The organism is Mesotoga sp. B105.6.4, assembly GCF_002896535.1.
GTDB lineage: Bacteria > Thermotogota > Thermotogae > Petrotogales > Kosmotogaceae > Mesotoga.
Genome location: NZ_JWIM01000068.1, coordinates 1 through 15557, shown reverse-complemented (window position 1 = coordinate 15557; position 15557 = coordinate 1). Strand labels below are relative to the sequence as shown.

The 15557-nt window shown below is 48.8% G+C and carries 10 protein-coding genes and 1 pseudogene; all 11 read left to right on the top strand.

Annotation, left to right across the window (positions count from 1 at the left end; all coding sequences use genetic code 11):
* On the top strand, window positions 1–1652 hold a 1652-nt coding region (locus RJ60_RS12630), incomplete at its 5' end, for an ABC transporter substrate-binding protein (RefSeq protein WP_146028929.1).
* Window positions 1645–2532: a carbohydrate ABC transporter permease gene (locus RJ60_RS12625; RefSeq protein WP_103134923.1), complete on the top strand. Its 888-nt coding sequence runs from the start codon at window positions 1645–1647 to the stop codon at window positions 2530–2532. The genes RJ60_RS12630 and RJ60_RS12625, both read left to right, overlap by 8 nt.
* 12 nt (window positions 2533–2544) lie before the next feature.
* Complete coding sequence (locus tag RJ60_RS12620) at window positions 2545–3417, top strand: carbohydrate ABC transporter permease (RefSeq protein WP_103134922.1); 873 nt, start codon at window positions 2545–2547, stop codon at window positions 3415–3417.
* 38 nt (window positions 3418–3455) lie between these two features.
* Window positions 3456–5465 (top strand): YIP1 family protein, encoded by a 2010-nt coding sequence (locus tag RJ60_RS12615; protein WP_219725890.1) that lies wholly within the window; start codon window positions 3456–3458, stop codon window positions 5463–5465.
* Complete coding sequence (locus RJ60_RS12610) at window positions 5455–7749, top strand: DUF5696 domain-containing protein (RefSeq protein ID WP_146028928.1); 2295 nt, start codon at window positions 5455–5457, stop codon at window positions 7747–7749. Before RJ60_RS12615 ends, RJ60_RS12610 begins: the two co-directional genes overlap by 11 nt.
* On the top strand, window positions 7746–8600 hold the full coding sequence (locus tag RJ60_RS12605) for a carbohydrate ABC transporter permease (protein WP_103134920.1): 855 nt from the start codon (window positions 7746–7748) through the stop codon (window positions 8598–8600). Before RJ60_RS12610 ends, RJ60_RS12605 begins: the two co-directional genes overlap by 4 nt.
* The gene (locus RJ60_RS12600) at window positions 8597–9472 is read left to right on the top strand and encodes a carbohydrate ABC transporter permease (RefSeq protein WP_103134919.1); all 876 of its coding nucleotides are present in this window, start codon (window positions 8597–8599) and stop codon (window positions 9470–9472) included. The genes RJ60_RS12605 and RJ60_RS12600 overlap by 4 nt, the downstream gene beginning before the upstream one ends.
* Before the next feature lie 63 nt (window positions 9473–9535).
* Window positions 9536–11686 (top strand): beta-glucosidase, encoded by a 2151-nt coding sequence (locus RJ60_RS12595; RefSeq protein WP_103134925.1) that lies wholly within the window; start codon window positions 9536–9538, stop codon window positions 11684–11686.
* Entirely contained in the window at window positions 11665–12528 is an 864-nt protein-coding gene (locus tag RJ60_RS12590; protein WP_146028927.1) for a family 16 glycosylhydrolase, read from the top strand. The genes RJ60_RS12595 and RJ60_RS12590 overlap by 22 nt, the downstream gene beginning before the upstream one ends.
* 34 nt (window positions 12529–12562) lie before the next feature.
* Window positions 12563–13582, top strand: coding sequence for a LacI family DNA-binding transcriptional regulator (locus tag RJ60_RS12585; protein WP_103134918.1), 1020 nt, complete (start codon window positions 12563–12565; stop codon window positions 13580–13582).
* Between the two features lie 42 nt (window positions 13583–13624).
* A pseudogene (locus RJ60_RS12580) lies at window positions 13625–15557 on the top strand (cellobiose phosphorylase); the annotation flags it as partial.

Below are 15557 nucleotides of genomic sequence, written 5' to 3'. Positions count from 1 at the left end.
GGCCTTCGATCTCCGAACTTGCAGTCGTTGCGGATCTCATAAGGAGAATACTCAAGAACTCGGACAGGATGCCCTTCTATCTGGACGAACTCAGTGAGGGCGCCGCTTCGGCCGTTCAGAGGCTGTCCGAACTCTCGATGAGACTGAAGGAACAGCCTCTGTCGCTGGACAAACTATACATCCTTGCAGGCGAGTTCAAGAACTTTTCAAGCGCTGCAAGCTTGGCCTTTGTGAAAGCCTACGAAGAGATAGAGAAGCTCAGGCTTTCTCTCCTGAACAAGAATGAAGCTTATTCGATTTACGAAGACTCTTCGCCTGAGAATCTCAGGATATGGGTGAATAGACCGGTTCAGTACGTTGAGACTCTTCAGTATCTTATTGACACTGATTTCACTCCGAAGACCGGTATTTCTGTTGTGCTTTCAGTTATGCAGAACGAGCAGAGACTGATTCTTGCAAGTTCATCGGGTAAGACTCCCGATGCCGCACTTGGAATAAGCAGCTGGCTGCCTTTCGAGCTGGCAATAAGAAACGCCTTGTATCCTCTTTCGGCTTTTGACGACTTCTTCGATTTCGCGTCTGAGAACATGAATATCGAAACCCTGCTGCCAATGGTTGTTGAGGGGGAGGTTTACGGGATTACCGAGACACAGAACTTCTATGTCCTCTTCTACCGAAAGGACATCCTTGAAAGCCTTGGGATTCCCGTTCCAGATACCTGGGATGATGTGAAGATGATATTGCCTGAACTGCAGAGAAGGGGCATGAACTTCTACATTCCTTTGTGTGAGCAGACTATAAAGTATTTCAATACAACTGCTCCTTTCTTCTTTCAAAATGGTGCGAGGTTCTACGCCAAAGACGGGATAACGACTGCCTTGAACGAGGAGAATTCAGTGAAGGCCTTTGAACTGATGACGGAAATCTTCTCGATATTCGGTCTTCCAGAACAGGTTGCAAGCTTCTACAACGACTTCAGATACGGAAGAATTCCGATTGGCATTGGAGATTTCGGTCTCTACGTCGCACTCTCGAATGCCGCCGATGAGATATATGGTCTTTGGGACATTGCGCCCTCTCCCGGCGTCCAATCGTCCGAAGGAAGTGTGAAGCGGTATCAGGTGGCTGGCGACAGAGCGTCTATAATCTTCAGCGACTCTCAGAACAAAGAAAAGACATGGCTCTTCCTTAAGTGGTGGCTCTCAAAGGAGACGCAGCTCAAGTACGCACGGACTCTTGTCACCCGATACGGCCAGGCCTATCTCTGGAATACCGCCAATATCGGGGCCTTCAGAGAAGTCGAGTTTTTCGATGAGTTTCACAAGAGGGCCATTCTGGAACAGTGGAGATGGATAGGCGAGGTTCAGAGGCATCCGGGCGGATACATGGTTGAAAGGGAAGTGAGCAACGTCTGGAACAAAGTCGTTATTGAAGGTCGGCCTTTGCGTTCTTCGATAGACAGATCAGTAATTCTGGTGAACAGGGAGCTCGAGAGGAAACTTACAGAATTCGGCTATCTGATAGAGGGAGAAAAGACGAGAGACTACAGGATCTACGAAACCATGGAAGACTTCCTGATCGAAACCCTTGGCCGAGAGGCCGATGAGCTTATCGAGAAATCAAGGGGACTATGGGGTGAGGAAAATGACTAAAGGTCAGCGGAAAAACGGACACTGGATACTGCTCTCGCCGTATTTGATTCTCTTCACGATATTTATAGTTCTCCCCGTTGTAGTGTCGATCTACTTCTCTTTCACATATTTCAATGCTATCGAAGCTCCGAGATGGATTGGCATTCAGAATTACATAACTCTACTTACGAGAGATGAAGTCTTCATGCAGAAGGTCCTCCCGAATACGATACGATATGCTCTCATAGTCGGAGTCGGAGGATACCTCTTTTCCTTTGCGTTGGCGTGGCTTGTTGCGCAGCTCACGCTGGTTCCCAGAACGATATTCGCGCTGATAATTTACTCGCCGTCTCTCACGGCCGGGGTGACAATGGCCGTGGTCTGGCGGGTCCTCTTCAACGGAGATCAGCAGGGCTATATGAACGCTCTTCTTTTGAAGTTAGGACTGATTGACAAGGCGGTGCAGTGGCTTCAGTCGCCCCAGTACTTAATGGACATAATGATCGTCGTATCGCTCTGGAGCAGCATGGGAATAGGCTTTCTCGCTATGCTGGCCGGTATTTTGAATGTCGACGAGAGCCTTTACGAGGCCGCCTACATAGACGGTATTCGAACGAGACTCCAGGAAGTGATCTACATAACTATCCCGGCCATGAAACCTCAGATGCTCTTCGGAGCTGTAATGTCGATAGTCAATACCTTTACTTCCGCGGGGATCGGCGTAGCCCTTTCGGGTTCGAATCCGACTCCCCAGTACGCAGGCCAGCTAATAGTGAATCACATAGAGGACTACGGTTTTTACAGATATGAAATGGGATATGCGGCAGCCCTTTCAGTCGTTCTGCTCCTGATAATCTGGTTCTTTTCGAGAGTTGCGTGGCGGCTTTTCGGTGAGAGATAGAGAGGTGATAGTATGGCGAGATTCACAACCAAGACGAATCCGAGGTACTTCCACAAGAGTCAGCTGAAGTTCTACTTCATACTGATTCCGATTTCGTCTTTCATGGTGCTGCCGATAATTTTCATATTCTCTCAGGCATTCAAGCCTCTCGATGAACTGTTTCTCTATCCACCGAGATTTCTTGTAAGCCGGCCCACTTTCTCTAACTTCTTCGAATTATTCTCTCTATCTGAAAGTTCCAACATACCTGTGAGCAGATACTTCCTGAACAGTGTGATAACTGCCTTTCTCACAGTTGTTCTGACCGTAATTATCTCGGTCCTTGCAGGTTATGTGCTCTCAAAGAAGAGTTTCAGAACGAAGAAACTCCTCTTCACAATCAACAATCTTGCTCTCATGTTCGTTCCAATAGCTGTGATAATTCCCAGGTATTTCATTGTACAGTCGCTGAACCTGATCGATACGTTCATAATAAACGTGCTGTCGCTTCTGGTTATGCCGGTAGGAGTATTTCTCATGAAGCAGTTTATTGACCAGATACCCGATTCTTTGCTCGAAGCGGCGTTTGTAGACGGTGCGAACGATTTCCAGATAATCACGAAGATCGTACTGCCTCTTCTGAAGCCGGCCGTTTCGACGGTTGGGATACTAGCCTTCCAGATCGCCTGGAACAGCGCGGAGGCCTCCGTCTACTACATAAACAACGAGAATCTTAGAACATTTGCCTTCTACGTTTCGAACCTGACTCAGGTAGCAGGCAATACCATCGCCGGTCAGGGTATTGCGGCCGCAGCGGGGCTGATAGTTTTTATTCCAAACCTGATTCTCTTCATCATCATGCAGTCAAGGGTGATGAACACCATGGCCAACAGCGGTTTGAAATAGATTCCAATGGATTATCTGAAAGAGAGGGAAAGACCAGAGTGAACGACAAAATCAGGTTAATCCGCATAGCAGTAGCAATAGTATTGTTTGTCTGTTCTGCCAGAATCTTCGGCTGGAATAGCGCATATTTGACATTTACACTCTCGGGAAACGACGAGTGGAAGATAACCCAGGACGCTTATGTTGTAAGCGAAGTGCTTTTCCTGGACTACGACCTTTATTATCCCGAAGACCTGTTTATCAAAGATGGAAAGATGTATATAGCCGACTCCGGCAACGCCCGAGTGGTAGTATTCGACCTGGAGACGGAAGAGATCAGCACCGTCGGCGACTTCAGTCTCTGGAGGCCAACTGGTGTCTTCGTCGGTGACGAGTATATATATGTTGCCGATCCCGGGACTTCCGAAGTGGTCCTGTTCGACAAGACCGGAAAGGAAGTCGGGAGGATCGGAAGACCAAAAAGCTTTCTCTTCGGAGAATTTGCCAATTACAACCCCAGTAAGGTCGTGGTCGACAAGAGAGGAAATCTCTACATTGTCAGCGAGGGAACCTTTGAGGGCGTGATACAGCTTGACAGGAACGGCGAGTTCCTTGGGTACTTCGGAGCTAACCGGGTTGGGCTTGGCTTTCTGGACAGGTTCATTGATCTCTTCTATACGAGCGAGCAGAAATCGAAGCTCTTAAGCAGGATTCCAAAGCCCTATGAAAACATAGCCATAGATGACAAAGGCCTGATATTCACCCTTACACAGAATGAATGGGGAAACGCGATCAAAAAGCACAATACAATCGGAAACAACATCCTTTCCAGTTCGAGAGAAGGCCGTATGACCGATGAGCCGAACTTCGCCGACATAACAATAACCGGTGACGGCCGGATTCTGGCCCTGACGGAAACCGGACTGATCTACGAGTACGATCCGGAGGGCAATCTAGTCTTCTCGTTTGGGGGAAGGGCGATATCGTCGGAAAGATACGGCCTGTTTTCTATAGCTTCGGGAATAGCCTGCGACGAAGAAGACAGGATCTACGTATTGGATGGGGAGAGCGGTCTCGTCCATGTATTCAACCCGACAGAGTACGCCCAGATACTTCACGAAGCCCTTAATCTCTACGTTCAGGGGAAGTACCTCGAAAGCAAGGAGACCTGGAGGAAGGTAATGACATACGACGGCTATCTTCAGATCGCTCACTACGGACTGGGAAAGGCCTACTTTCAGTCGGGAGAGTTCGAGAAGGCCACCATTCACTTCAAAGAAGCGTACGCGAAGAGAGAGTACTCGGATACTTACTGGGAGCTAAGAAACGCTTTCGTTCAGAGTAATATGCATGTAATCCTGCCCATACTATTGTTACTCATAGTTGTGTCGGCCTTGATAGGCCAGCTTCGAAGACGCGGAAAGCGTTTTCATCTTCAAATCGGCTCGAGATTTCTGAACGACCTGCTCTATATAAAGAACATGCTGCGCCACCCACTGGACAGCTTCTACTATTTGCAGAGCGGAAACCATGGTTCGGTGCTATCTGCTGCGATCATTTACGTGGCCTTTTTCACTGTCATTGCTTTCGATTACTTTGGAAGAAGCTTCATCTTCAATCTGAACGTGACAGACAGAAGTGTCGGCTTTGTGCTCCTGACCTCTTCGAGCTTCACCGGACTTTGGATTGTCTCAAACTATCTAGTGAGCTCAATAAACGACGGAAGGGGTACGTTCAAAGATGTAGTGATTTTCACTGCCTACTCTTTTGCGCCCTACATCCTCTTTCAGCCGCTTGTTATTCTCATGACGTATGTTCTGACATACAACGAGAAGTTCTTGATAGACTTCCTGACATACATCAATATCGGCTGGAGCTCAATTCTTCTTTTTACGGGCGTTAAGGAGATCCACGACTACGACATCAAGAATACTATTAAGAGCCTCATGCTGACTCTGGGCTGGATATTCGTAATGGTTCTCGTCTACTCGATAGTTTACATGCTCTGGGATCAGCTTATAGATACGGCTTACAGTATCGCTCAGGAGGCGTTTTACCGTGCGCGCTAATCTTCACCAAATTATGAAGCCGGTTCTCTTTCTGCTGGCTTTTCTGGCTGTTTCGATTCTCTCCGGCCGGGAAACGGGCAGGGACTTCCTCTCTAACCGTTTCACGAAACCCGAGACATATGATCAGGTCACTTCGAAATTCGACGTTCTGGGTTACTCGAAAGTGGCTGAAAGCGAAAGCATTGAACTGTGGATAAACCATGAAACCACTTCGATTAGAGTCCTCGACAGGAGGACGGGATACGTCTGGGGAGATGTTCTCGAGGGCGAGAACGCCTACAACGATCTCAACGTAAGCTGGAAGGGGATAGCAAGATCGGCCCTGCTGATAGAGTATTACAACGAAAGAGGAATACTGGCGGTAAGGGGGAGCGCCGATAAACTGGCAAAGAGGAGTATTTCGCAAATACCTGATGGTGCAGCCTTCCGGGTCGACTTCGAAGATCTGGGTATTTCTGTCGGCTTTTCCATCAGAGTCGAAGACAAATGCGTTGTATTCAGGTTGAACTCTGATGAAGTTTCCGAAGAAAGTGGCTATTCGCTGGGATCGATTATCTTTGCTCCGTTCTTTGCCAGCAGCGTGGAAGATGAAATCGACGGATACATGTTCGTTCCAGATGGTCCAGGGGCTCTAGTAAGATTCTCTCAAGCCTCGAACTACTCGAACTGGTTTGAGAAGAGGGTCTATGGAAAGGATTACAGTATAGAGAATCTGACTATACCGAACGACCTAAGGGCTGGAAGGCCGAACGATTTCCTTAGAGAGGAACCCACGGTATTGATGCCCGTCTACGGTGTGGTTCACGGAGTAAGGCAGAACGCGTTGTTCGGTGTAATTACCTCGGGGGCAGAATACTCTTCGGTGTTCGCCTATCCGGCCGGAGTTCTTTCCGAGTATAATCGTGCGGGCGTGAAGTTCATCTTCAGACAGAGGTATCTTCAGCCGACCAGCAGAAGCGGCGCCGGAGTGCAGGTCGTCCAGCGCGAAAAGAACAGCTTCGATGCAGAGATCAGACTCTTCTTTCTGGAAGGAAGAGAAGCAGATTACGTGGGGATGGCGAAGTTCTATAGGACGGAGTTTTCGGAGGAGCTCTTCGGTGATTCAGCGGATAAGGAGGCCCGCGGCGAGTCGGAACTGCCTCTAGCAGTTACAGTAATCGCATCTGATATAGAGAAGGGACTCCTCGGGTACGGTATCATGAGCACAACGACAGCCGAAGAGGCCATGGAAATAGTCCGCGACTTGCAAGAGCTGAAAGTCAATTCAATCAGGCTTCTTATGGAAGGTTGGCAGAAGGGGGGAGTTCACGGGAACAAGATCTCGGGGCTCTCCTTCGAGAACGCCATAGGCGGCAGGGAGGCCCTGATTGATCTCGCAAGAGATAGCCGCGAAAGAGGTTACGAACTCATTCTGGTTGATAACGTAACGAAAGTGAGCGATAGACAGATTAACATCAATAGAGAAGTGGGGATAAACCTCTCACAGTCATCGATCTTCGAAGAACGCGACAATAAAGATCTTTGGCTTCACAGATTCTACTATTCGAACGTGAAGCTTGCGAGCGATTATATACTGGAGAAGGCCGCGGGACTGGCGAAACTCGGCTTCTCAAATCTCGCTCTTAAAGAGTATGGAAGCAAGCTTTACGGAGATATGACCTTCAACAAGGAGCTGCCCAGAAACGAGGCTCAAAATCTAATCGAGAAAACGCTTGCGCAGGCAAGGAGCAGTGGAGTCAACGTCTACCTTTACTCCCCCAACTGCTACACCTGGAGATACGCTTCGGGAATCATGGAAACTCCTATGAACAACAGCCAGTACCTCTTCCAGACGGACACAGTTCCTTTTTTGCAGATTGTTCTTAGCGGAGTAATGGAGTACTACACACCTTACATGAACAACAGCTTCTTTTCTCGGAACGATGTGCTGAAGGCGATTGAATATGGGGCATACCCATCTTTCGTAGTTACGCGGGTAGACAACTATGAGATGAAAAACACTCCACTCTGGGATTACCCCTCAACGAAGTTCGAAGACTGGAAAGAAGAAATCATGAGAATCTATTTCGAAATGAAAGAGGCACTTGATCCTCTCATAGGTTCGCGTATAGTCGACAGAGAAGTCCTCGGGCCAGGCGTCGTAAGGGTAGACTACGATAATGGACTGTCTATAGCCGTCAACTACACCGAATCCCGGTACGAATCGGAAATCGTTGGGATCGACCCTCGTTCATGGAAGAGCTTCGAAAGAGTCAACGTGAATTACGGAGTTGGTGGTCTATGAGATTATCTAAAGAGAAGCGAAAGGCGCTCACAGGATATCTTTATATAATGCCGTGGATTGTTGGATTTGCAGTTTTCACTGCTTATCCCTTCTTCTATTCACTCTATCTGAGCTTCTTCGACCTGGACTTCACGGTCTTCGGAATAAGTTCGACCTTCGCCGGTCTCAAACACTACCTCTACGCTTTCAGGGTAGATACTAACTTCCCGATTCAGTTTTGGGATACGATCATAAGCGTAGGACTGTCGACACCATTGATCCTCATATTCTCTCTCGTTGCCGCAGTACTGCTGAACAACAAGCTGAAGGCCAGAGCCTTCTTCAGACTGCTTTACTTCCTGCCCGTTGTGATTATCAGCGGACCGGTTATCTCCGAGCTGGTGGTAAACAACGCGGCCCAGATCGTGGATCCGAGAAAATATTTCATCTACAGCTTCTTCACGGCTCTTCCCGGAACAATCAGCTATCCGTTCCTGTACATGTTCAACAATCTGATCTTGATACTCTGGTTCTCGGGCGTGCAAATCATCTTCTTTCTTGCCGGTTTGCAGAAGATCAACACAAGCATCTACGAAGCGGCAAAGATCGACGGTGCTAACGGCTGGATTATCTTCTGGAAGATGACGCTTCCTCTCATCAAGCCCTTCTTGCTTGTGAACGCCATATACACTATCGTCGATCTCGCTTCTTTCGCAAACAATCCGGTGAACACGAGCATAACCCAGAGAATGTTTGACGTCGACAAGCCGTACTCTTATTCAGCGGCGCTTTCGTGGATCTACTTCGTCTCGATAATGCTTCTGATAGGAATCACATTCTTACTCCTAAGACCGAGGGAGGGAAAGAAATGAAGAGAATAGGAACAAAATTCATATTATATTTCATTCTGATAAGTATAGGATATGCCTACCTTTATCCTTTGCTATATATGTTCACCACATCCTTCATGACGGTCGAAGACCTTGTGAATCCAACGGTGTCCTGGCTTCCAACAAGAATCACGATGGAGAACTTCGAGAAGTCCTGGTCTGTTCTTGAAGCTTCGAAGACGCTCTTCAACAGCGTCTATCTTTCGGTCGTCCCGTCTGTTCTTCAGGCACTGGTGACGGCGCTCATAGCTTACGGTCTTTCGCGATTTGATTTCCCGCTGAAGAGACTCTGGCTTTTCCTCATTCTCGCGTCCTTTCTTATTCCGACTCAAGTCACGATTGTCACGAAGTATATGCTTTTCAGCCGTTTGAGGCTTGTAGGAACACCTCTGGTCAGCTTCTTGCCTGCAGTCACCGGACAGGGCATAAGGAGCGCAATCTTCATACTCCTTTACTACAACTTCTTCAACATGCTCCCAAGAACCTTTGACGAAGCCGCAGAGTTAGACGGAGCGAACTCGTTCCAGATATTCTACAAGATAATGATACCTTTGTCCGTGCCGGCGCTGGTAACTACATTCATATTCTCTCTGGTTTGGTACTGGAACGAAACTCTACTGACAGGCATGCTCCTGGGGAATGAAGTCAAGACGCTGCCCCTGGCTCTTAGAGACTTCGTCGCGAAGTTTGCGCTGATGTTCCCCTCGGCAGACGGAAGCGCGGCAAACAGGATAAATGAAGGTATAAGAATGTCCGCAACATTAATAACTATCCTGCCCCTTTTGATAACCTATTTGATACTGCAGAGGCAGTTCGTAGAAAGCCTTGAGCGAACGGGAATCACAGGCGAGTAGTTGCCTGGAAGGAGAGTGTTCAGGTTGAACCTAGAATCCGATGTCGAAATACTTGTCTCAAAAATGACGCTCGAAGAGAAGATATCCCTCGTAGTGGGTGTCGGAATGCTTGACAGAAGAGACAACCCTAAGGGAAGGGTCTCCGGTGCTGCCGGTGAGACCGTGGAGATAGAGAGACTTAAGATACCAGCAGCTTCCTTCGCCGACGGCCCCGCCGGCCTGAGAATCCACCATGATCGTGAAGGCGATACGGGGAAATATCATACAACGGCATTTCCCGTCGAGACTATGCTGGCTTCCAGCTGGAACAGAACGATGCTGAGAAAGGTCGGAGAGGCGATGGGCAGAGAGGCCAGGGAGTACGGCGTCGATTTCTTGCTGGCTCCAGCAGTAAATATCCACAGGAATCCTCTCTGCGGGAGAAACTTCGAGTATTACTCCGAAGATCCGCTGCTTACGGCCGAGATGGCTGCTCCCTTTATTGAGGGCGTCCAGTCGCAGGGCGTTGGTGCCTGCATAAAGCATTTTGTCGCAAACGAACAGGAGACGAACAGGATGACAGTCGATACCGTCGTCTCCGAAAGGGCGCTCAGGGAGATTTATCTAAGGCCTTTCGAGATAGCAATAAGAAAGGCGAAACCGTGGACGTTAATGAGCTCATACAATAAACTGTACGGTTCATACACCTCGCAAAGCAGATGGCTTCTCACGGAGATTCTGCGTGAAGAGTGGGGCTTTGAGGGCTTTGTGATGACCGACTGGTTTGCGGGAGACGATGCCGCAAAGCAGATCGAAGCGGGAAATGATCTTATCATGCCCGGAAAGAGCTTCCAGAACTCTCCTCAAAGGAAGAGCGAATGTGAGGAGATCCGCCTGGCAATCGAAAGCGGAGACTTGGATCTTGATACCCTCGACGAAAGAGTGAAGGCGATACTGCGAATTCTGGTCAGGACTCCGGCTTTCAGCGGCTGCGAATACTCGAATTCACCGGATCTGGAAGCCAATGCGGCTATCTCGTACGAAGCCGGTTGCGAGGGAGTAGTTCTTTTGAAGAACGAGAGTGCTTTGCCCTTGTCTGCAGGAGCCCCATTCGTCGTCTTCGGAACGGGTCAGATTGAAACGGTCCGCGGAGGAACCGGCAGCGGCGAGACACACCCTGCCTATACGGTAAGTCTGCTGGAGGGAATGGAAGAGAGAGGTCTCGCAGTGGATAAAGAAGTGGCGGAGTTCTACAGAAGGAAGATCGAAGAGCTCAGGAGCGCCGACTACAGTATAAGTTACGGTGTGTGGAATGAAGAGATAAGACCCAGGCTTCCTGAAGACCTGTTTGATGAAGCCGCGCTTGACGAGCTGTCGAATAGAAATGAAGCCGCTCTCGTGGTAATATCTCGCATCTCCGGAGAAGGAAGGGACAGAAGGCTCGAAGAGGGAGATTACTATCTGACCGAAGACGAACTAAAACTCATAGCCGGCGTATCGAAGGCCTTCAGAAAGAGGGGAAAGAGAGTTATCGGGATTCTTAACATAGGTTCGCCAATTGAAGTCGAAAGCTGGGCGGGCTTATTCGACGGCATCCTTCTGCTCTGGCAGCCGGGTCAGGAGGCCGGAAGAATACTGGCCGACGTAATCAGCGGCAGCGTAAACCCTTCGGGCAAGCTGCCCACCACTTTTCCCCGAACGTATGCAGACGTCCCTTCAAGATCCTTCCCGGGAGAACCGGCGGACAACCCGTCTGTTGTCTCTTATGACGAAGGGATATACGTTGGATACAGATACTATGAGACTTTCAGAGTGAAGCCTGTATTCGAGTTTGGTTTCGGCCTCTCGTACACCGATTTTGAGTACAGTGATCCCGAGATCATCCTTGAAGGCGAAGAAGTGATAATATCTCTGATTATAAAGAACACCGGAAGCACGGCGGGAAAGGAAGTCTTCCAGGTGTATGTGAAGGCTCCCAAAGGAAAGATCGATAAACCCAGACTGGAGCTGAGAGGCTTTGGGAAGACCGATTTGCTTCAGCCAGGAGAAGAAGAGAAGCTCACAGTACGACTGTCCAAAGAAGAACTCGCTTCTTTTGACGGTTACAGATGGATCGTCGAACAGGGCGAGTATGAATTCCTGATCGGCGCATCCTCAAGAGACGTCAGATCTACCGGCAAAGTAAGACTGCGAAAAACGGGAGGTGATCTGCGATGGCAAATAGAACGGAAATAATTAAAGTCATTGTTTCTCTACATATTTTCCTTTTTTCTTTCGCTTCGGTTTTCGCCATTACTACTCAATCGTCGGAGGCGCAGCAAATGATAAATGATCCGGAATGGGTTCTGATATGGTCAGATGAATTCGATAACACAGAGCTTGACAGTGGAAAGTGGAGATTCGACATAGGCAATAGAAACGGCTGGGGAAACGACGAACTCCAGTATTACACAGAGAGAGACAATCTCTCTCTCGAAAACGGCATGCTCGTTATCGAAGCGAGAAGAGAGGATATCGAGGAAGCGGGCCGCCTGTTCAACTACACTTCGACAAGGATAAAGACCGAAGGAAAATTCTCGGTTCAGTACGGCAAGATCGAGGCAAGAATAAAGTTCCCCTATGGAAAGGGTCTTTGGCCTGCCTTCTGGATGTTGGGCGACAACTTCAGGTACGTGGGCTGGCCGCTGTGCGGAGAAATCGACATAGTCGAGTTTCTGGGCCACGATAAATGGACTGTTTACGGCACGGCCCACGGGCCTGATTTCAGCGGCTCCAGGGGCATCAGCGGCAAATACAGGCTGAATCAGACTGAACTGCCGGCCTTCACGCAGGATTTCTATAAGTTTGGGATCATCTGGAATGAAGATGAGATTATATGGTACGTAAACGAGTCGATCTATCACAGGGTAAGCAGAGAGACGATAGAGAGCAGGGGAAATCTCTGGGTCTTTGACCGTGATTTCTTTATAATCCTTAATCTTGCGGTGGGAGGCAGATGGCCGGGATATCCAGATTTCGATACGCCCTTTCCTGCAAGAATGTACGTGGACTATGTGAGATTCTATCAAATACGCTGATCAGTGCTTAGAAAATATAGTTTGAGGTGAAGCAATGCCGAATATCCGGGAAGTTGCAAAACATTCACAAGTATCGATAGCGACCGTGTCGCGGGTTCTGAATGGGAGTGAGAACGTTTCGCCGGAAACGAGAAAGAAAGTTCTCAAAGCTGTCAAGGAACTCAATTACAGACCGGCATTCTCATTCAAAGAGAAGAACTCGACACTTCTCAACACGATAGGAGTCCTGATTCCCGACATCAGGGGATATCACTACAGCGACATAGTAATGGCCATTGACGAATACGCTTACAGCAAAGGCTTTAACGTTATGCTCGCTCTCCCGAAATGGGAAGTGGATATAGAACAGCAGGTTCTCGATCAGTATTTCAGAAGAAAGGTCGACGGCGTCATACTCGGAGAGCTGTTTGGAGGCGGAGAGCTCATAAGACGTTTTGTGAAGAGCGGAGTTCCGATAGTAGTCGTGGACTTCGTCGTGGAAGAAATCAATTTTGACATAGTAAACGTTGACAACGTTGCCGGCGGCTACCTCGGGGCGAAGTACCTGTATGAGCATGGGCACAGGAAGATCCTTTTCATACCTGGACCGGAAATGTCACCTGCGGCAATCGACAGAGAAAGGGGAATACGAAGGTTTCTCAATAGAGTATCGCCGAAGCAAGACGTCGAGGTCTTCTTCGCGGATTCAAGAGGATACAACTCGGAAGACGGCTGGAACGGGGTCAAAGATCACCTGAAATCCAAGGGCCTGAACTTCACCGCAATATTCGCGGTGAATGATTGGACGGCACTCGGGGCGATCGATGCGTTGAAAGACGAGGGTGTAAGACTGCCAGAAGATGTATCGATAGTAGGCTTCGACGATGCTCCTTTCGCCCAGTACACTAACCCGAGGCTGACAACGATTATTCAGCCGCGACTGGAGATGGGAAGGGTTGCTACTCAGCTGCTTATTGAAAGGATTTCCGAAAAGAATCAGGGTTTGCCCAGGAACGTGATACTTCCCACAAAAATCGTTGAAAGAGAGTCTGTCAGGGATATAAGAAAAACGTGAAGCAGAAGGCCAATTCAGTTTTCACCAGGAGGGACAGAGGCCGTGAGGGAGACAGACAAATATCACTTCGATGAAAGAGAGAGATTCGTCATAGAGGATTACAATCATTCGAAGCCCTTTTCGAGTTTCCTGCCGGGCATCGCAGGCAAGAAGGGCATTCCGCTTTGGGTATTCTACGTAAACCGCGGGCAGTGCATAACATCCTTTGGCTTGAGGGACAAGGACCACCCGATCATGGAATTCTTTCCGGCTTTTAGAGCGTATCAGAACGTTGAGAGATCCGGCTTCAGGACTTTCGTGAGAGTTGACGGTAAAAAATCGTATGAGCCATTCAGAACACATAGCGGCACCGAATCCGTCCAGAGCATGCACATAGGTCTCAACGAACTGGAACTGAGGGAGATTTGCCCCGAGTCGAGAATCGAAACCAGAGTCCTCTATTACACACTCCCCATGGAGAGAGTGGCCGCTCTCATCAGAAAGGTCACGGTCAAGAATCTCTCAGGCTCTTCTGTCAGACTCGAGATACTCGACGGCCTTTCAGCGCTGCTGCCGTACGGAATGAACGATTACGGCATAAAGCACGTTGGGAACACTCTCAGGGCCTGGATGGATGTGTACGGTCTCGAAAGCAAGATCCCGATCTTCAGACTGAGGTCTACCGCGGAGGACACTGTGAGCGTCTCTGAATTTGAAGAAGGCAACTTCTACCTCGCCGTTCAGAAACTTCGCGGAAAGGCAGAGATACTGTCTCCCGTCGTAGATCCCGATGTTGTATTTGGAACGAGGACATCCATGGATTTCCCCGAAGTCTTCTCGCAGGAAGGGCTGGACGGAATGAGGAGCAAAAATCAGATAACCTCGAACAGAGTCCCCTGCGCTTTTGCGCCGTCTCGACTCGAGCTTGAAGGAGGAGAAGAAGCCGTCCTTTACTCCGTTACCGGGCATACGCCGGACACTATGTTAATGGAGGAATTCGGGAAGAAGTTCTCGGATGAAGAGTATCTGTCGGCGAAGTACCGCGAGTCAACCGAAATAGTAGACAGATTGACTGAGGATATACTCACGCATACCTCTTCGAGGCTTTTCGACCGGTACTGTCAACAGACGTATCTTGACAACACCTTGAGAGGCGGTTATCCGACTGTCTTTGCAACGGGAAAAAGGGTCTATCACATATACTCCAGAAAACACGGCGATCCTGAGAGAGATTACAACTATTTCGTTCTTCTTCCCGAATACTTCTCCAGCGGGAACGGCAACTACAGGGATGTAAATCAGAACAGAAGGGAAGACGTCTTTTTCAATCCCGAAGTCGAAAGATACAACATAAAGATGTTCACAAACCTTCTCCAGACAGACGGATACAATCCTCTGATAATAAACGGAGTGAAGTACAGAGCGCAAGCAGAAAAACTGTGCTTTCTGAACGAGGCGGTGAAGGGCGCGGAGGCTGCCAGAGATCTGAAAGCCCTCCTGAGCTCAGAATCTTTTACTCCAGGAATGATACTTAGTTTCATCGAGAGAAAGGGCATAGCGCTAGATATCTCTGAACAGGAGCTCTTAAGAAAAGTGATAGAGGTCTCGGAAGAAGAAGTAGATGTGGTGCACGGCGAAGGCTTCTGGACCGATCACTGGACATACAATCTCGATCTTATCGAGAGCTTCCTTGAGATCTACCCGGAAAAGAAGAGAGAACTGCTCTTCTGTGATCGCGAGTACACCTACTACGACAGCGCGACTGTCGTTCTTCCCAGAAACATCAGATACACACTTGTGGACGAGAGCACCGGCAAAGTCAGGCAGTACACTTCTCTAACCGAAGACGGGGATAAGAAAAGAATGATCGAGTCTAGAGAAGAATCGAAAAACGTAATGAGAAGCCAATGCGGCACAGGAGAGATCTACAAGACCAGTCTTGTCGAAAAGCTGATAAACCTGGCGGCAGTGAAGAACGCAACGCTTGACCCGGCCG

Coding starts and splice junctions, on each gene's coding strand:
- RJ60_RS12585 (WP_103134918.1), top strand. CDS start 12,563: ATGCCGAATATCCGGGAAGTTGCAAAACATTCACAAGTATCGATAGCG.
- RJ60_RS12605 (WP_103134920.1), top strand. CDS start 7,746: ATGAGATTATCTAAAGAGAAGCGAAAGGCGCTCACAGGATATCTTTAT.
- RJ60_RS12625 (WP_103134923.1), top strand. CDS start 1,645: ATGACTAAAGGTCAGCGGAAAAACGGACACTGGATACTGCTCTCGCCG.
- RJ60_RS12620 (WP_103134922.1), top strand. CDS start 2,545: ATGGCGAGATTCACAACCAAGACGAATCCGAGGTACTTCCACAAGAGT.
- RJ60_RS12590 (WP_146028927.1), top strand. CDS start 11,665: ATGGCAAATAGAACGGAAATAATTAAAGTCATTGTTTCTCTACATATT.
- RJ60_RS12600 (WP_103134919.1), top strand. CDS start 8,597: ATGAAGAGAATAGGAACAAAATTCATATTATATTTCATTCTGATAAGT.
- RJ60_RS12595 (WP_103134925.1), top strand. CDS start 9,536: ATGACGCTCGAAGAGAAGATATCCCTCGTAGTGGGTGTCGGAATGCTT.